The organism is Streptomyces sp. CAI-85, assembly GCF_013363615.1.
Lineage (GTDB): Bacteria > Actinomycetota > Actinomycetes > Streptomycetales > Streptomycetaceae > Streptomyces > Streptomyces antibioticus_B.
Genome location: NZ_JAANNX010000036.1, coordinates 1 through 18036 on the forward strand (window position 1 = coordinate 1; position 18036 = coordinate 18036).

At 71.9% G+C, this 18036-nt stretch carries 17 protein-coding genes; 11 read left to right on the top strand and 6 right to left on the bottom strand.

The annotated features are described in order from the left end of the window. The 5 genes from G6W55_RS27245 to G6W55_RS27265 form a co-directional block, all read left to right on the top strand. On the top strand, positions 1–264 hold a 264-nt coding region (locus G6W55_RS27245; RefSeq protein ID WP_375372477.1), incomplete at its 5' end, for a sensor histidine kinase. A gap of 194 nt (positions 265–458) precedes the next feature. Further along, positions 459–1835: a sensor histidine kinase gene (locus G6W55_RS27250; RefSeq protein ID WP_175523445.1), complete on the top strand. Its 1377-nt coding sequence runs from the start codon at positions 459–461 to the stop codon at positions 1833–1835. A 428-nt stretch (positions 1836–2263) separates the two neighbouring features. Continuing rightward, positions 2264–2923 (top strand): response regulator transcription factor, encoded by a 660-nt coding sequence (locus G6W55_RS27255; protein ID WP_309243824.1) that lies wholly within the window; start codon positions 2264–2266, stop codon positions 2921–2923. A gap of 223 nt (positions 2924–3146) precedes the next feature. Beyond that, positions 3147–5093: a 2-oxoacid:acceptor oxidoreductase subunit alpha gene (locus G6W55_RS27260; RefSeq protein ID WP_175523447.1), complete on the top strand. Its 1947-nt coding sequence runs from the start codon at positions 3147–3149 to the stop codon at positions 5091–5093. Beyond that, entirely contained in the window at positions 5086–6144 is a 1059-nt protein-coding gene (locus G6W55_RS27265) for a 2-oxoacid:ferredoxin oxidoreductase subunit beta (protein WP_175523448.1), read from the top strand. The genes G6W55_RS27260 and G6W55_RS27265 overlap by 8 nt, the downstream gene beginning before the upstream one ends. Positions 6145–6177: 33 nt before the next feature. Here the strand turns inward: G6W55_RS27265 and G6W55_RS27270 are convergent, their stop codons facing one another. Further along, a complete protein-coding gene (locus tag G6W55_RS27270) occupies positions 6178–6576 on the bottom strand; it encodes a helix-turn-helix domain-containing protein (RefSeq protein WP_175523449.1) in 399 nt (132 codons plus the stop codon). Between the two features lie 96 nt (positions 6577–6672). Between G6W55_RS27270 and G6W55_RS27275 the strand changes: the two genes are divergently transcribed. The 4 genes from G6W55_RS27275 to G6W55_RS27290 all read left to right on the top strand — a co-directional run bounded on the left by G6W55_RS27275 (position 6673) and on the right by G6W55_RS27290 (position 10303). Next, on the top strand, positions 6673–7527 hold the full coding sequence (locus tag G6W55_RS27275; protein ID WP_175523450.1) for an NAD(P)H-binding protein: 855 nt from the start codon (positions 6673–6675) through the stop codon (positions 7525–7527). 135 nt (positions 7528–7662) lie between these two features. Then, positions 7663–8679: an EamA family transporter RarD gene (gene rarD, locus G6W55_RS27280; protein ID WP_175523451.1), complete on the top strand. Its 1017-nt coding sequence runs from the start codon at positions 7663–7665 to the stop codon at positions 8677–8679. Positions 8680–8723: 44 nt separating this feature from the next. Further along, positions 8724–9218 (top strand): VOC family protein, encoded by a 495-nt coding sequence (locus tag G6W55_RS27285; protein ID WP_175523452.1) that lies wholly within the window; start codon positions 8724–8726, stop codon positions 9216–9218. 134 nt (positions 9219–9352) lie between these two features. Beyond that, positions 9353–10303, top strand: coding sequence for a M28 family metallopeptidase (locus tag G6W55_RS27290; RefSeq protein WP_175523453.1), 951 nt, complete (start codon positions 9353–9355; stop codon positions 10301–10303). Positions 10304–10320: 17 nt separating this feature from the next. Here G6W55_RS27290 and G6W55_RS39010 read toward each other — a convergent pair whose 3' ends face one another. Further along, positions 10321–11424, bottom strand: a complete 1104-nt coding sequence (locus tag G6W55_RS39010) for a tetratricopeptide repeat protein (protein WP_175523454.1) — start codon at positions 11422–11424, stop codon at positions 10321–10323. A 152-nt stretch (positions 11425–11576) separates the two neighbouring features. Between G6W55_RS39010 and G6W55_RS27300 the strand changes: the two genes are divergently transcribed. Further along, positions 11577–12788, top strand: coding sequence for an amidase (locus tag G6W55_RS27300; RefSeq protein ID WP_175523455.1), 1212 nt, complete (start codon positions 11577–11579; stop codon positions 12786–12788). 87 nt (positions 12789–12875) lie between these two features. Continuing rightward, a complete protein-coding gene (locus G6W55_RS27305) occupies positions 12876–13481 on the top strand; it encodes a flavodoxin family protein (RefSeq protein WP_175523456.1) in 606 nt (201 codons plus the stop codon). Here the strand turns inward: G6W55_RS27305 and G6W55_RS27310 are convergent. The 4 genes from G6W55_RS27310 to G6W55_RS27325 form a co-directional block, all read right to left on the bottom strand. Beyond that, entirely contained in the window at positions 13478–14386 is a 909-nt protein-coding gene (locus G6W55_RS27310) for an ABC transporter permease (RefSeq protein ID WP_175523457.1), read from the bottom strand. The two genes, G6W55_RS27305 and G6W55_RS27310, sit on opposite strands and share 4 nt — an antisense overlap. Next, on the bottom strand, positions 14373–15350 hold the full coding sequence (locus G6W55_RS27315) for an ABC transporter ATP-binding protein (protein WP_175523458.1): 978 nt from the start codon (positions 15348–15350) through the stop codon (positions 14373–14375). Before G6W55_RS27315 ends, G6W55_RS27310 begins: the two co-directional genes overlap by 14 nt. A 7-nt stretch (positions 15351–15357) precedes the next feature. Continuing rightward, positions 15358–16599 (bottom strand): outer-membrane lipoprotein carrier protein LolA, encoded by a 1242-nt coding sequence (locus tag G6W55_RS27320; protein WP_175523459.1) that lies wholly within the window; start codon positions 16597–16599, stop codon positions 15358–15360. A gap of 278 nt (positions 16600–16877) precedes the next feature. Next, a complete protein-coding gene (locus tag G6W55_RS27325) occupies positions 16878–17888 on the bottom strand; it encodes a polyprenyl synthetase family protein (RefSeq protein WP_085208003.1) in 1011 nt (336 codons plus the stop codon). Between the last annotated feature and the right edge of the window lie 148 nt (positions 17889–18036).

The window sequence follows — 18036 nt, forward strand, 5'->3', positions numbered from 1 at the left end:
TACTTCACCGTCTCCGAGCTGCTCCAGAACGTCAGCAAGCACAGCCGGGCCCGGTCGGCGTCGGTCGACGTGTGGCGGACCGAGGACCGGCTGCTGATCCAGGTCTGGGACGACGGCCAGGGCGGCGCGCGTCTCGACGGCGGCTCCGGGATGCGGGGGCTGGCGGACCGGCTGGGCGCGGTGGACGGGCTGTTCGTCGTGGACTCGCCGGTGGGAGGTCCCACGACGGTGACGGCGGAGCTGCCCTGGCGCGAGCGCGGGTGACGGGCATCAAGGGCGCCGAGGGCACCCCGGGAAGCTCCGGAGAGGCTGCGGGGTAGGGAAAACCCCCCGTTCCAGAGGCCGACGGCCTTCATGGTGCGGGGGCGCGGGGGCGAGGAGGGTGTGAGGTACGAGCCACCAGCCGTGCGATGAGCGGATGGGACGAGCGGACGAGACGAGTAGAACGGACGACGCGGATGGCCACGCAGTACGGGAACTACGGACCGGGGTACGGGCGCCCGGGAGCGGGGGGCGTCGGGGAGCGGCCGCACCGGGTGCCGACGGCGCTGCGGGAGCCGTTCTCCGGGCGGCACTGGCGTGAGCTGCTGTATGTGCTGCTGGGGTTCCCGGTGAGTGTCGTGCTGTTCGTCCTCACGGTCACCATGCTGTCGACGGGGGTCGGTCTCACGCTGACCTTCCTCGGGATACCGGTGCTGGCGGCGGGCCTCGCGATGTGCCGGGGGTTCGGCGCGCTGGAGCGGGCGCGGGCGCGGGCCCTGCTGGGGCTGGAGATCTCCGACCCCGAGCCGCTGCGGGTGCGGGGTCGGGGGCGCGGCGGCCGGGGCGGGGCCATGGCCTGGATGGGTGCCGTGCTGCGGAGCGGGACGTCGTGGCGGCACGCGCTGTTCGCGCTGGTGCAGTTCCCGTGGGCGGTGTTCTCGTTCTCCGTCACCCTGACGGTGTGGCTGCTCGGCTGGACGATGCTGACGTATCCGCTGTGGTTCTGGGTGTTCCCGCTGTACGGCGGGCAGGGCGGGTTGCAGCTCTACGGCGACGCGCAGCACCAGGTGTATCTGGACAACCCGTTCGAGATCACGGTGACGGCGCTGGTCGGCCTGCTGGTGACGATGGCGACGCCGTGGATCGTGCGGGCGCTGACGACGGTGGACCGGCTGCTGGTGCACGGACTGCTGGGGCCGTCGCGGCTGGCGTCGAGGGTGGTGGAGCTGGAGTCCGACCGGGGGGTGGTCGTCGACACGGCCGCCGCAGATCTGCGGCGCATCGAGCGGGATCTGCACGACGGGGCGCAGGCCCGGCTGGTGGCGCTGGCGATGGATCTGGGGCTGGCGAAGGAGAAGCTGCGGGAGGATCCGCGGGCGGCGGCGGAGATGGTCGACTCGGCGCACGGCGAGGTGAAGACGGCCCTCCAGGAGCTGCGGGACCTGGCGCGCGGCATCCACCCGGCGGTGCTGACCGACCGCGGGCTCGACGCGGCGCTGTCGTCGGTGGCCTCGCGGTGCACGGTGCCGGTGCGGGTGGAGGTGGACCTGGTGGACCGTCCGACGCCGGCGATCGAGGGGATCGCGTACTTCACCGTCTCCGAGCTGCTCCAGAACGTCAGCAAGCACAGCCGGGCCCGGTCGGCGTCGGTCGACGTGTGGCGGGTGGAGGACCGGCTGATGTTGCAGGTCACGGACGACGGCGTGGGCGGCGCGGACGCCTCCGGCGGGTCGGGGCTGGCCGGGCTCGCGGGCCGGCTGGACGCGGTGGACGGGATCCTGGTGGTGGACTCACCGGCCGGAGGTCCCACGACGGTCACGGCGGAGCTGCCCTGGCGGGAGTCCCGGGGATAGCGGTCCCGCCGCGCCCCTCACCTCCCGAAGTCGCGCCCCCCACGCCCCTCTCGGGACGGACCGGCCCACACACCCGACGGCCCCTGCCGGGACCGGACCCCCGCGCCCCCACCCCTTCCCGGACCGGCCCACGCGCCCCGCATCCCTCTCCCCGAGCCCCCGGCCCCCACACCCCTCCCAGGACAGCCCCATGCCCGCACGCCCCTCCCGGTCGCGCCCCCACACGCCCCACCCGGCCTCCTCCCGGCCCGCTCCCCCAGCCCAACCCCAGCCCAACCCCAACTCAACTCCAGCTCACCTCCAGCTCATCCCCCCGTTCCCCGGTACAGACGGCCCGGATGCTGGGATGCTGGACTGGACCGTTGACGGGTGGACGGCCGGTGGACGGCTGAGGGACGGCTGGGGGGCCGAGGATCGTGGAGGACAGGGTGCGGGTGGTCATCGCCGAGGATTCGGTGCTGTTGCGGGAGGGGCTGACCCGGTTGCTGACCGACCGGGGGCACGACGTGGTCGCCGGGGTCGGGGACGCCGAGGCGTTGGTGAAGACCATCGCCGAGCTGCACGCGGAGAACGCGCTGCCGGACGTCGTCGTCGCCGATGTGCGGATGCCGCCGACGCACACGGACGAGGGCGTGCGGGCCGCCGTACAGCTTCGCAAGGCGCATCCGGGGCTCGGGGTGCTGGTGCTGTCGCAGTACGTGGAGGAAAGGTACGCCACCGAACTTCTGGCCGGTTCCAGTCGTGGGGTGGGGTATCTGCTGAAGGACCGGGTGGCCGAGGTGCGGGAGTTCGTGGACGCCGTGGTGCGGGTGGCGTCCGGGGGCACCGCGCTCGATCCGGAGGTCGTCGCGCAGTTGCTCGGGCGCAGCCGTAAGCAGGACGTGCTGGCCGGGCTCACCCCGCGGGAGCGGGAGGTGCTGGGGCTGATGGCGGAGGGGCGGACGAACTCGGCGATCGCGCGGCAGCTCGTGGTGAGCGACGGGGCGGTCGAGAAGCACGTCAGCAACATCTTCCTGAAGCTCGGTCTTTCGCCGAGCGACGGGGACCACCGCCGGGTCCTCGCGGTGCTCACCTATCTGAACTCCTGAGGGGGGCCGGCGGGAGAACCGGGGTTCCTGGCGGTGCGTCTACCAGGGCAACACCTCCAGGCGGTAAATCATGACAAGTCGGGGTGCCGGGCCGTCTCGGGGCAGTGATTTGTCATGCGGATGGCCAAGGGAAGGCGGCCCTGACAGACGTAGGGTTGATCCAGGGAGGGTCTTCGGGAAAGGCCCCTCCCAGGGACAGCCACCTTGAGGGAGGTCCAGTTCAGTGACCAGTCAGGTCAGCAGCGCAGCGGAACAGGCCGATCAGGCTGACGGGGCCGACGGGGCCGTCGTGGGAGAACAGCGCAAACCGGCCGGGACGAAGGACGTACGCCGTCTCGACCGGGTGATCATCAGGTTCGCGGGCGACTCGGGTGACGGTATGCAGCTCACCGGTGACCGCTTCACCTCGGAGACGGCGTCGTTCGGCAACGACCTGTCGACCCTGCCGAACTTCCCCGCCGAGATCCGTGCCCCCGCCGGCACCCTGCCCGGTGTCTCCTCGTTCCAGTTGCACTTCGCCGACCACGACATCCTCACTCCGGGTGATGCGCCCAATGTGCTGGTCGCGATGAACCCGGCCGCCCTGAAGGCGAACATCGGGGACGTGCCGCGCGGGGCGGAGATCATCGTCAACACGGACGAGTTCACCAAACGGGCGATGCAGAAGGTGGGGTACGCGGCCTCGCCGCTGGAGGATGGGTCCCTCGACGGTTATCAGCTCCACCCGGTCCCGTTGACCACCCTGACCGTCGAGGCTCTCAAGGAATTCGACCTCACCCGCAAGGAGGCCGAGCGCAGCAAGAACATGTTCGCGCTCGGCCTCTTGTCGTGGATGTACCACCGGCCCACCGAGGGCACGGAGAAGTTCCTGCGGTCGAAGTTCGCGAAGAAACCGGAGATCGCCGAGGCGAACCTGGCCGCGTTCCGCGCGGGCTGGAACTTCGGGGAGACCACCGAGGACTTCGCCGTCAGCTACGAGGTGGCGCCGGCCGCCACGGCGTTCCCGGTCGGCACCTACCGGAACATCTCCGGGAACCTGGCCCTCTCCTACGGCCTGGTCGCGGCGGCCCGGCAGGCCGATCTGCCGCTGTTCCTGGGCTCGTACCCGATCACCCCGGCCTCGGACATCCTGCACGAGCTGAGCCGGCACAAGAACTTCGGTGTGCGGACCTTCCAGGCGGAGGACGAGATCGCGGGCATCGGTGCCGCGCTGGGGGCCGCCTTCGGGGGGTCTCTCGCCGTCACCACGACCTCGGGGCCGGGCGTGGCGCTGAAGTCGGAGACCATCGGGCTCGCGGTGTCGCTGGAGCTGCCGCTGCTGGTGGTGGACATCCAGCGCGGCGGGCCGTCGACCGGGCTGCCGACCAAGACCGAGCAGGCGGATCTGCTCCAGGCGATGTTCGGGCGCAACGGCGAGGCGCCGGTGCCGATCGTGGCGCCCCGCACCCCGGGCGACTGCTTCGACGCGGCGCTGGAGGCGGCCCGGATCGCGCTCACCTACCGCACGCCGGTGATGCTGCTGTCCGACGGCTATCTGGCCAACGGCTCCGAGCCCTGGCGGGTTCCCGAACTGGAGGAACTGCCGGATCTGACCGTGCGGTTCACCCAGGGCCCCAACCACACGCTGGACGACGGAACCGAGGTGTTCTGGCCGTACAAGCGCGATCCGCTGACCCTGGCCCGGCCGTGGGCGGTGCCAGGGACGCCGGGGCTCGAACACCGGATCGGCGGTATCGAGAAGGAGGACGGCACCGGCAACATCTCCTACGCCCCGGCCAACCACGACTTCATGGTCCGGATCCGGCAGGCCAAGATCGACGGCATCGACGTCCCCGATCTGGAGGTGGACGACCCGGACGGGGCCAGGACCCTGGTGCTGGGCTGGGGTTCCACCTACGGGCCGATCACGGCGGCGGTACGGCGGCTGCGGGCGGCCGGGGACGCCGTCGCACAGGCCCATCTGCGGCATCTGAACCCGTTCCCCGGCAATCTGGGCGCGGTGCTGAAGGCGTACGACAAGGTCGTCGTCCCGGAGATGAACCTCGGCCAGCTCGCCACCCTCCTGCGGGCGAAGTACCTGGTCGACGCCCACTCGTACAACCAGGTCAACGGCATGCCGTTCAAGGCGGAGCAGCTCGCCGCGGCGCTGAAGGAGGCCATCGATGACTGATGCGAACACGCTGCTGAAGTTGGTTCCCAAGGCCGAGGCCAAGCAGTCGATGAAGGACTTCAAGTCCGATCAGGAGGTGCGCTGGTGCCCGGGCTGCGGTGACTACGCGATCCTCGCGGCGGTCCAGGGTTTCATGCCGGAGCTGGGGCTGGCCCGGGAGAACATCGTCTTCGTCTCGGGCATCGGCTGCTCCTCCCGGTTCCCCTACTACCTGAACACCTACGGGATGCACTCCATCCACGGGCGGGCGCCGGCGATCGCGACGGGGCTCGCGGCCTCCCGGCGGGATCTGAGCGTCTGGGTGGTGACCGGTGACGGCGACGCGCTGTCCATCGGCGGCAACCATCTGATCCATGCCCTGCGGCGCAATGTGAACCTGAAGATCCTGCTGTTCAACAACCGTATCTACGGGCTGACCAAGGGCCAGTACTCCCCCACCTCCGAGGTCGGGAAGATCACCAAATCGACGCCGATGGGGTCGCTGGACGCGCCCTTCAACCCGGTGTCGCTCGCGCTGGGCGCGGAGGCGTCGTTCGTGGCGCGGACCGTCGACTCGGACCGCAGACATCTGACGGAGGTGCTGCGGCAGGCCGCCGCCCATCCGGGCACGGCACTGGTGGAGATCTACCAGAACTGCAACATCTTCAACGACGGGGCGTTCGACGCCCTGAAGGACCGGGAGTCGGCGGAGGAGGCGGTGATCCGGCTGGAGCACGGGCAGCCGATCCGGTTCGGCGCCGAGCGGTCCAAGGGGGTGGTGCGGGACCCGGCGACCGGGGATCTGAAGGTCGTCGTGGTGACCCCGGAGAACGAGGGGGCGATCCTGGTCCACGACGCGCACGCCGCGTCCCCGACCACCGCGTTCGCGCTGTCCCGGCTGGCCGATCCGGACACCCTGCACAACACGCCGATCGGGGTGCTGCGTTCGGTGGAGCGTCCGGTCTACGACACGCAGATGGCCGAGCAGCTCGACTCGGCGATCGACCAGCACGGCAAGGGCGATCTGGCGGCGCTGCTGGCCGGCGGGGACACCTGGACGGTCGTCGGCTGAACCGTCAGGACCGTCAGGACCGCCAGAAGCCGGTCACGAGGCCCGGGAGTCCTGCTCCCGGGCCTCGTCGTACGCGGCGCGGGCCTGTTCGACCTGGTCCATGCGGGCGTGCGTCCAGCCGGCGAGGGCGCTCACCTGCTCCGCCGCCTCGCGGCCGAGGCCGGTGAGGGAGTAGTCGACGCGGGGCGGGATGACCGGCTTGGCGTCGCGGTGGACCAGGCCGTCGCGCTCCAGGGTCTGGAGGGTCTGGGTCAGCATCTTCTCGCTGACCCGGCCGATCGCCCGGCGCAGCTCGCTGAAGCGGTGCGGCCGGTCGAGCAGATGGATGAGGACGAGCACGCCCCAGCGGCTGGTGACGTGTTCGAGGACCAGCCGGTAGGGGCACATCTCCTCGCCGGCGGGCGCGGACGGCCTCATGTTGCTTACTGCCATGCCAGTACCTTACTTCAAAGTGGGTACTTTCGTTCAGTTAGTGCAGCTCCTAGGGTGAGTGTCAGTCCCACCCACCCCCACCTGGAGTTCTCACCCATGAGCATCGTCGTCACCGGAGCCACCGGACACCTCGGCCGCCACGTCGTGGAGCAGTTGCTGGAGAAGGTCCCGGCGCGGGAGATCACGGCCGTCGTGCGCGACGAGGCCAAGGCCACCGATCTCGCGGCCCGCGGCGTCCGGCTCGCGGTCGCCGACTACAACACCCCCGAGACCTTCGACGGCCTGTTCGCGGCCGGCGACAAGGTGCTGCTGATCTCGGGCAACGAGTTCGACAAGGGCCGCCCGGGGCAGCACCAGGTGGTCATCGACGCGGCGAAGGCCGCCGGTGCGGCGCTGCTGGCGTACACCAGCGCGCCGGGCACGCTGACCGCCGCCCTGGCCGACGACCACCGTGCCACCGAGCGGGCGCTGACCGCCTCCGGTGTCCCCTACACGCTGCTGCGCAACGGCTGGTACCACGAGAACTACACCGAGCAGCTCGCGCCGGTCCTCGCGCACGACGCGGTCGTCTCCGCCGCCGGTGAGGGCCGGATCTCCTCCGCCTCCCGCGCCGACTACGCGGCCGCCGCCGTCGCCGTCCTGACCGGCGAGGGCCATGAGAACCGGACGTACGAGCTGGGCGGCGACGAGGCGTGGAGCCTCACGGAGTACGCGGCCGAGCTGAGCCGGCAGACCGGGCGGGAGATCGTCCACACCTCCGTGTCCACCGAGGCCCTGACCGGCATCCTGACCGGTGCCGGGCTGCCCGAGCCGTTCGCCGCGATCCTCGCCGGTGTGGACGCCTCCATCGAGAAGGGCGAGCTGGTCGTCACGAGCGGGGACCTGTCCCGGCTGATCGGCCGTCCGACGACCCCGGTGACGGAGGCGATCACCGCGGCGCTCAAGGGCTGACGGCCCGCCGGAGTCCCTCGCGGACCGGCCACCCTCGCCTGTCATGACCGTATGGCGATACGGGCATGACAGGCGAGGGTTCTCGGCGTTACCTTCGCGTGGAACGCTCAGGGACGTGAGAAGAAGGAGAAGCCCGTGGCCGGGTCGTCGACGAATGAGGGCCGCATAGGTCTGCTGAACGGCTTCGCCGCCTACGGGATGTGGGGGCTCGTCCCTCTCTTCTGGCCGCTGCTCAAGCCCGCCGGATCGGTGGAGATCCTCGCCCACCGCATGGTGTGGTCCCTGGTCTTCGTCGCCGCCGCGCTGCTCTTCGTCCGGCGCTGGGCATGGGCCGGGGAGCTGCTGCGCCAGCCGCGCCGGCTCGGGCTGGTCGTGATCGCCGCGGCCGTGATCACCGTGAACTGGGGCGTCTACATCTGGGCCGTGAACAGCGGCCATGTCGTCGAGGCGTCGCTCGGCTACTTCATCAACCCGCTGGTCACCATCGCGATCGGTGTGCTGCTGCTGAAGGAGCGGCTGCGGCCGGTGCAGTGGGCGGCGGTCGGTGTCGGCGCCGCCGCGGTGCTGGTGCTGACCATCGGCTACGGGCGGCCGCCGTGGATCTCCCTCTGTCTGGCCTTCTCGTTCGCGATCTACGGGCTGGTGAAGAAGAAGGTCAACCTCGGCGGGGTCGAGTCGCTGACCGCCGAGACCGCGGTCCAGTTCCTGCCCGCCCTGGTCTATCTGCTGTGGCTGTCCGGGCGCGGCGACTCCACGTTCGCGGCCGAGGGCACCGGTCACGCGCTCCTGCTCGCCTCCACCGGTGTGGTCACCGCGCTGCCGCTGGTCTGCTTCGGCGCGGCCGCGATCCGGGTGCCGCTGTCCACGCTGGGGCTGCTCCAGTACCTCGCGCCGGTGTTCCAGTTCCTGCTGGGCGTCCTCTACTTCGGCGAGGAGATGCCGATGGAGCGGTGGGCCGGGTTCGCGCTGGTGTGGCTGGCGCTGGCGCTGCTGACGGCGGACGCGTGGCGGGCGGCGCGGCGGACGCGGCGGCCTGTCGACATGGCGGCGGCCGACCTCCCGGCCCGGGTGCGGGCCGAAGCCACTGCCACGGCCCCGACCGCGGCGGCGCCCGCGGCAACGCCCTCCGGCGCGGACCCCGTTCGGCCCTGAGAAATTCGGTCGCGAACGCCGGACGGGCTGGTTGAGTGGGCCGTATGACTCAGACACCCGCATCCGCATCCGCGCCGGCGTCCGCACCCACGCCCGTGCACTGGAAGCTCGTGATCGACTCCGCCGATCCGCACACCCAGGCCGACTTCTGGGCCGCGGCGCTGCACTACGAGGTCGAGGACAACAGCGCGCTCGTCGAGCGGCTGCTGGAGATGGGCGCGCTGCCGGGCGCGGCGACCCTGGAGTTCCACGGCCGCCCGGCCTTCCGGGACCTGATCGCCGTACGCCATCCGGACGATCCGTTCGACGCCGACAGCGGGACCGGGCTGGGGCGGCGGCTGTTGTTCCAGCGGGTGCCGGAGGCGAAGTCCGTGAAGAACCGGCTGCATCTGGATCTGCACCCGGGCGCGGGACGGCTGGCCGACGAGGTGGAGCGGCTGACGACGCTGGGGGCGAGCGTGCTGCGGGAGGTGAAGGAGCCCTCCGGACAGTGGGTGGTGATGGCGGACCCCGAGGGGAACGAGTTCTGCGTGCAGTGACCCAGGAGGCTCACAGGTGAGAGGGGTGGCTATCCGGAATGTGAACTCCCCGTCCGGATGGCGCTCTTGACGGAGTGTTGGCCACGGCTTCACCATCCAGACACCCCACTCACACTGGAATCGGAGCCCCCCACATGAAGCTCTCCGTCTCCGGGCGGGCGGCGGCGTCCGTCGCCGTCGCCACCGTCACCCTGCTGGCCACCGGATCCATAGCCGGCGCGGCGCCCGCCCCCGAACCCGCGGCGGCCGTCGCCGCGCCGGACCTGCCCGTCGCCAACGTCAAGGCGCATCTCGCACAGCTCCAGTCCATCGCCACGGCGAACGGCGGCAACAGAGCCCACGGCCGGGCCGGTTACACCGCCTCGCTGAACTATGTGAAGGGCAAGCTGGACGCCGTCGGCTTCACCACCACCGTGCAGTCCTTCACCTCGGGCGGCCGGACCGGCTACAACCTGATCGCCGACTGGCCGGGCGGCGACACCAACCAGGTGATCATGGCCGGGTCGCATCTCGACAGCGTCACCTCGGGCGCCGGCATCAACGACAACGGCTCCGGCTCGTCGGCCGTCCTGGAGGCGGCGCTGACGGTCGCGCGGACCAACTATCAGCCCACGAAGCATCTGCGGTTCGCCTGGTGGGGCGCGGAGGAGCTGGGTCTCGTCGGCTCCCGGTACTACGTCAACAGCCTGTCGTCGGCGAACCGCGCGCGGATCAGCGGCTACCTCAACTTCGACATGATCGGCTCGCCGAACCCCGGCTACTTCGTCTACGACGACAACCCGGCGATCGAGAAGACCTTCAAGGACTACTTCGCGGGCATCGGCGTCCCGACGGAGATCGAGACCGAGGGCGACGGCCGTTCCGACCACGCGCCGTTCAAGAGCGCGGGCGTTCCGGTCGGCGGTCTGTTCACCGGCGCCAGCCGGGTCAAGACCTCCGCGCAGGTCGCCAAGTGGGGCGGTACGGCCACCGCGTTCGACCGCTGCTACCACTCGTCCTGCGACACCACCGCCAACATCAACGACACGGCGCTGGACCGCAACGGGGACGCGCTGGCGTACGCGGTGTGGACGCTGTCCTCCTGACGCCGTCGCCCTGAGGGCTACGCGTCCGCCGCCCTCCGGGCCCGATCGGTCAGGCGGAGCATGCGCGCGCGGGCCGTCTCCAGTTCTTCGGCGTCGTCGGCGGCCGGTCCGCCCTCGGCGGCCAACTCGGTCCACAGGGCGATGAGTTCGCCGCCCAGGTTCAGGCCCTGGAAGGGGTCGCGTACGGCACGCCAGGCCGTCGCCGCGCTCTGGACGTTGCCGTACGCGGCCTCGGCGTCCCGGGCGCGGCGGTGGATCCTGGCCAGTTCGAGGGAGACGTGGAAGGAGCGCAGCGGGTCGCCCGCCAAGTAGGCGATGTACGCGCCGAGTTCACGGAGCCGGAGTACCTCGGGGTGCTCCGGCCCCAGCGTTCCCGACGCCTCGGTCACCGTCCGTTCCGCGAGGGCGGCCGCGGTGTCGGTACGGCCCGCCCGCACGGCCTCGTTGATCTGCGCCACCGACTCGCCCAGGAGCGCGGGCGCGCCGCTGCCCGGCAGGGTGCGGGGGTCCTCCCCGAGCACGGCCTCGGCGACGGCGTCGAAGCCGCGGGCGGGGGTGTGCCGGGGGTCGGGATCGTCACGGGGGCCGGTGCCGGCGGGGACGACGGAGACGACGGGCGCGGGCGCGGGTGCCGGTGCGGCTTCCGGGATCGGTACGGCGTCCATGACCGGCGGCGGTCCGAAGACACCGGTGGGGGCGGCGACGGTGCCGGGGGCGGGGACGGTGGCAGGGGCGACGTGGTGGGGCTGCTGCGTGGCCTGGTCCCGGCGGGGCTCGGAGGTGCCGCTGTCCTCGGGGGCCGTCGGCTGCGCCGGACGGGTGGTCGTGCGCAGGGGCTCCGCCGTGAAGTGGCTGGCGCCGTCCGGGTCGACGCGCAGGGGGACGACGTACCCGATGCGTTCGTCGTGGACGGTGACGAGGACCGGGTGCCCGGTGGCGAGGGCGACGCGGTGCAGATGGCTCAGGACGGCCCGCTGGATCTCCTCGCCGTCGGCCGCCGTGACCTGTACGCCGCCGACGGTCGCCGTGTCGTCCGAGCGGACATGGACGTCGAGGGGCGCCGCCACGGCGGGCTGCGGTTCAGGCTGGTCCAGCTTCGTCTCGTGGCTGAGTCCGTACATCGGTTCCTCACGTCGTCCAGGTGCGTGTACGCGTACACGTACTGTTGAGTTTCGCCGCTCGCCCCCGATGTGCACGTCACCACGACGTCACAGCCTCGTTCCAAGGATCCACGACCGGTGTACGGGACGGGACGGCGAGGAGGGGGCGCGCCATGGGGACGACGGCGGACGGGGGCGGTGGGGAGGAGCCCTTGTCGGCGGTCGGTGTCGCCGACGCCGTGCGGGGCGGGGAGTCGCGGGCCGTCGATGTCGTGCGGGAAGCGCTGGAGCGGATCCGGCGGGTGGACTCCGTACTGCACTCCTTTTCCGAGGTGTGGGAGGAGTCGGCCCTCGCGCAGGCCCGTGTCGTCGATGCCCGGGTTGCCGGTGGGGAGTGGCTGCCGCTGGCCGGTGTGCCGGTGGGAGTGAAGGGGCGGTACGGGGTGGAGGCCCTGGTCGCGGCGGGGTGTGTGCCCATCGGTGCGACCGCCGTGCCGGGGCCGGGGACCGCCTGGCAGACCTGGGGGCGCGGCGCTCGCGGACGTACCGTCAACCCCTGGCGCGCCGACCGGACGCCGGGCGGTTCCTCCGCGGGTGCGGCGGCGGCCGTCGCGGCCGGTCTGGTGCCGTTGGCCACCGGAAGCGACGGCGCGGGGTCGGTACGGATCCCGGCCGCCTGGTGCGGTGTCCTCGGGCTGAAGACGACGAACGGCCTGCTGCCCTCCCCTGACCGCACCGGCCTCGCGGCCCCGGGCGTCCTCGCGCGGTCGGCACGGGACCTGGCCGCCTGGCTGCGGGTGAGGGTCGGGGAGGGCGGGGAAGGCGGACGGGTCGGGGACTTCCCCGACCCGTCCGCGGGTTCGGCGCCCCTTGCCGTCTTCTCTCCCGATCTGGGGTTCGCCCGGCCCGACCCCGAGCCGCTCGCCCTGGCGCGGGCCGCCGCCGCGCGGCTCGCCGATGCCGGGGTCGTACGGGTGGCGGCGGGTGACGCGGACGTGGGGCTGATGGACCCGGGTCCGGCATGGCTGGCCCTGCGGACTCCGGGGGCCGACCTGCGGGAGGCCGGGCGGGTCCGGGAGGCCAATGATCTGCGGCTGGCGGCGCTCTTCGAGCGGGCCGATCTACTGCTCACGCCCACCACTCCGCATGCCGCCCACGGCCACGACGGGCCGGGTGACCGTTACTCGACGGCGTTGACCTGGGCGTTCAATCTGAGCGGGCATCCGGCGTTGAGCCTGCCCGCCGGGTTCGGGGCGGACGGCTGCCCCGTGGGACTCCACCTCGTCGCGGCGCACGGGCGGGAGGAACTGCTCGTGGCGGTGGCGCGGGCCGCCGAACTGGCCCTTCCGGACGTGCATCCCGGCCCTCTGCCCTTCCCCGTTTGATTGCATGCACATATAATGCAGGTGCGCATTATTGTCGTACGCCGACTTCTGTACGCCGACTTCTGTACGCCGACTTCAGGGGGCCCCATGCCGACCCGCCGTTTCCTGTTCCTGCTCGGCAGCAGCCGCGACGAGGGCCACGAGGGCAACACCGAACTGCTGGCCCGCCGGGCCGCCGAGCAGTTGCCCGAGGGGGTGGAGCAGGAGTGGATCAGCCTCACCGAGCACCCGCTGCCCGAGTTCGTGGACCGGCGGCACGACCATGACCATGTGCGGCCGACCGAAGGCGCCGCGGGGCTGCTGCTCGACGCCACGCTCGCGGCGACGGACCTGGTGATCGCCTCGCCGCTGTACTGGTACTCGGTGTCCGCGCCCACCAAGCGCTACCTCGACCACTGGTCCGGCTGGCTGCGCACGCCCGGCGTCGACTTCAAGGCCACGATGGCGGGGCGCACGCTCTGGGGCGTGACCGCGCTCGCGCACGAGGAGTTCGAGGTCGCCGACCCGCTGTACGGCACGCTGCACCACACGGCCGCGTACCTGGGGATGCGGTTCGGCGGGGTGCTGCTCGGCAACGGCAGCAAGCCGGGGGACGTCCTGAACGACACGGCCGCGCTCGCCCACGCCAAGACGTTCTTCGCGCGGGAGGCACCCAAGGCCCGGTTCCCGTACGAGACCGATACGGCCGGCTAGGAAGTGATGTCCTTGGTCGTGAACCTCGCCCACGCCGCCGAGCCGAACACCGCCGCGTAGAGCGCCTGGAGGCCGAGGTTCTTGACCAGTTCGTCCCAGTAGACGGGCTCGCGCATCAGGTCGGCGAAGGACAGCCAGTAGTGGGAGAACAGATACGGCTGGATCGTGTGGAGCTGCGGGATCTGGTCGAGGATCTGGACGGTGATCAGCAGGCCCACCGTGGTCGCCATCGCCGCGATACCGCTGCCGGTCAGCGTGGAGACGAACAGGCCGAGCGCCGCGACGCCGGTCAGGGACGCGGCCACGACGAGGGCGATCAGCAGGGCCCGCAGCAGGCCGTCGGTGAAGCTGATCGTCGTCCCGGAGATGGTGGTGAGGTCGCCGAGCGGGAAGAGCAGGGCGCCGACCGCCAGCGCCGACACCGCGACGACCAGGGTGGCCGTCAGGCAGAACGCCATGACGGTGGCGTACTTGGTGAGCAGCAGACGGCTGCGGCCCGCCGGGGCGACCAGGAGATAGCGCAGGGTGCCCGCGGCGGACTCGCCGGCGATCGCGTCGCCCGCCACCACGCCGATCGCCATGGGCAGGAAGAACGGCAGGGTCGCGGCGAGCGCGGTGAAGACCAGGAACAGACCGTTGTTGGTGATCTGCGCGATGAACGCCGGACCGCCCTCGCCCCCGCCGCCGCCCGGTCCCGCGGACGAGCCGTCGCCGGTCTCGATCTTCACGGCGATGCCGACCAGGACCGGCACGGCCGCCAGGACGGCCAGCAGGGCGAGCGTGCGCCAGCGCCGGAAGGTGGTGAGCAGCTCGTTGCGCAGCAGCCCGAAGGTCCACAGCACCGGTGCCCGAGGGGCCCTGTCCGCCGCCTCGCCCGCCGCCGTCGTCGTGTCAGCCCGCGACATCGAATCCCTCTCCGGTGAGCGCCACGAACGCGTCCTCCAGGGAGGCCCGTTCCACGGTGAGGCCGCGGACCCGGACCCCGGCCGTCACCAGCGCGGCGGTCACCTCGGCGAGGTCGCGGTCCGGCGGGTCGGCGGTGACGCGGTCCTCCTCGGCCGTGACGTCCGCCGCGCCCTGCTCCTTCAGCACCCGGGCCGCGTCGCCGGTGTCCGGTGTGGTGACGACCAGACGGCCGCGCGCGCCCGCCGCGAGGTCGGCCACCGCGCCCTGGGTGATCAGCCGGCCCCGGGCCATCACCGCGGCGTGCGTGCACACCTGCTCGATCTCGTCGAGGAGGTGGGAGGAGAGGAAGACGGTCGTGCCGTCCGAGGCCAGCTCCCTGACCAGGGCGCGGATCTCCCGCATGCCCTGCGGGTCGAGTCCGTTGGTCGGTTCGTCGAGGACGAGCAGCCGGCGGGGCCTGAGCAGGGCGGCGGCCAGGCCGAGCCGTTGTTTCATGCCGAGCGAGTACGCCTTGGCCTTCTTCCCGGCCGCCGCCGTCAGCCCGACCCGGTCCAGCGCCGCCGCGACCCGGGTCCGCCGGGTGCGCGGGTCGGCGGTCGGGTCGGCGGCGTCCAGGCGCAGGAGGTTGTCGCGGCCGGAGAGGAAGCCGTAGAGGGCCGGGCCCTCGATGAGGGCGCCGACCTGGGGCAGGACCCGGCGCGCGGCCCGGGGCATGGGCTGCCCCAGGACGCGCGCCGAGCCGGCGGTGGGCTCGATCAGCCCCATCAGCATGCGGATGGTGGTGGTCTTGCCGGAGCCGTTGGGGCCGAGGAAGCCGAAGACGCTGCCCGCCGGAATGGCGAGGTCCAGGCGGTCCACGGCGAGCTGGCCGCCGCGGTACCGCTTGGTGAGGCCACGGGTGCGAATGACGTCACCGCCGTCACCGCCGTCGCCCTCATGGGCCTCGTCGTTCGGCTCCCCCATCAGCCCCTCACTTCGCCGAGTCGGCGGCCTTGACCAGGGCGTCCTTGGTGACGGCGCCGACGTAGACCGTGCCGTCGTCCGTGACCAGGGCGTTGATCAGACGGGTGGAGAAGACGGTGCCGGAGCCGAACTTGCCGTTCACCTTGTCGCCGAAGGAGCCGAGGAAGCCGCTGAGCGCGCCGCCGGCCTCGGAGCCGAGTTCGGAGTTCAGCTCGGAGTCCGAGGGGACGCCCTCGCCGCCGGTCTCGATGACGGCCACCGAGGTCCAGCCCTCGCCGACGACCTTGTGGCCGCCCTCGGGACCGCCCGGCTCGCCGGTGAGGTCGCCGCCGCCGGGCAGCGGGGACCCGCCGAGGTCCTCCGGTGCCGCCTCGACGTCGTCCGCCTCGGTGACCTTGGCGCCCTTGGGCGGGGTGAAGTCGAAGGTGGACGCGGCCGGCTTGGCGAAGCTGACCTGGGTGAAGCCCGCGTCCACGACGGCGGAGCCGCCGCTCGCCGGGGTGAGCGTGAACTTCAGCGGCAGGCCCGTCTTCGCGTCCACCGCGATGCTGATCGCGCCGACCGTGGACCCGGACTGCCTGGGCTTGATCACCAGGCGGTAGGCGTCGCGGCCGGCCACGTGGACCGTGCCGTCGACGGTGACCGACGTGGTGTCGTCGACCGCCTTGAGCGCTTCCTCGGTGAGGCCCTCGGGCGTGGCCGGACGCTTCTCCTCCGCCTTTCCGCTCTCCTCGGTGGTGGAGTGGTAGACCTCGTTGGAGGCGCTGTCGTACCCCCACAGGTCCTTGCCGTCGTGGATGACGCTGTACTCGGACGCGTCCTCCAGGAGGGAGAGCTTCTGGCGGTCCGGGCCGTCGGTGGCGACGCGCAGGGTGTGGGTGCCCGAGGCGAGTTCGGTGAGCTTGGCGGACGGGTCGGCGGACGATCCGTCGCCGCCGCCGGTGGCACCGGAGAGCAGTCCGCTCTCCAGTCCGCCGAGGTCGGGCAGGCCCAGGTCGGTGGTGATCTTCACGGTGCCGGACAACTGCTCGACGTCCGACGCGGCGATCTTGTCGATGAGCTGCTGTGCGGTGATCTTCGGCAGGTCGGGGTCGCCGGAGTCGGCGAGCGCCGGGACCAGCCCGATCGTCGCCGCCGCCACGCCCACCACGGTGACCGGGACGACGTACCGCACGGCCTTGCGCCGCCCGACGCGCAGGTCGTCTGCCTCCCCGGCGGTCGTGTTGTCGTCGGTTGCGTTCGGTGCCATGTGTGCCTTACCTCCGTCGTCGGCGGCGGCCGGTCTCTCACGTGCGAACGTCCCCACCCCGAGCCGCCATTCTCACCCGAATCGGTGAGGAGTGGTGTTTTCCGTGATGTCCATCTGACCAAATCGGAGCCGACGAAGCGTCACCCCGAGGACTCAACTCCGTGTACGCCTCCGGTATGACACCCGGGGGCGGTGGCCCGCCCGGACCCGTAGGGGTCGCGCGACGACACGGCAGGGACGGAAGCGGAGGGGGGGCCGCGGGAGAGGGGTACGGCGGTTCAGCCCGCCCGGTGCACCACCGCGTCGCACAGCTCCGTCAGCGCGGACTTCGCGTCGCACTCGGGGAGCGGGGCCAGCGCGGCGCGCGCCTCCTTGGCGTAGCGCACGGTGTCCCGGCGGGCCTGCTCCAGCGCCGGGTGGTCGCGCAGCGCGGCGACCGCCTCGGCGAGCCGGGCGTCGTCGGTGAGGTCGGAGTCGAGCAGCTCGCACAGCGCGACGTCCTCGGGGAGCCCCTGCCGGGCGGCGCGCTCCCGCAGCCGCAGCACCGGCAGCGTGGGCACGCCCTCGCGCAGGTCGGTGCCGGGCGTCTTGCCGGACTCGTGGGAGGCGGAGGCGATGTCCAGGACGTCGTCCGCCAACTGGAAGGCGACGCCGAGCCGCTCGCCGTACTGGGTGAGCACGTCGACGACCGTGTCGTCGGCGCCGGACATCATCGCGCCGAAGCGGCAGGACACCGCGACCAGCGAGCCGGTCTTGCCGCCGAGCACGTCGAGGTAGTGCTCGACCGGGTCCCGTCCGTCGACCGGTCCCGCGGTCTCCAGGATCTGGCCCGTGACGAGCCGCTCGAACGCCTCGGCCTGGACCCGTACGGCCTCGGGGCCGAGGTCGGCCAGGATGTGCGAGGCCCGCGCGAAGAGGAAGTCGCCGGTGAGGACGGCGAGGGAGTTGCCCCAGCGGGCGTTGGCGCTGGGCACCCCGCGCCGTACGGCCGCCTCGTCCATGACGTCGTCGTGGTACAGGGTCGCCAGATGGGTCAGCTCGACCACCACGGCGGACGGCACGACCCCCGGCGCGTACGGGTCGCCGAAGCGCGCCGCGAGCATCACGAGCAGCGGACGGAACCGCTTCCCGCCGGCCCGCAGGAGGTGCTGTGCGGCCTCCGTGATGAACGGAACCTCGCTCTTGGTGGCCTCGAGCAAGCCTTCCTCGACAGCCGCCAGTCCGGCCTGGACATCGGCTTCCAGAGCCTGGTCCCGCACGCTCAGCCCGAACGGCTCGACGACGGTCACGAGGGGTCTCCTGTCTGCTGGTGTCTACGGGCGATTACGCGGTTTGTCGATAGGTCTCTGCGCTCACTCAAGTCAGCGTATCCGGTCACGTTTCGATCACCGATAGCCCCCACGTCCGCCCGGGCCCGAATGCACTCGCCCGGGAGGT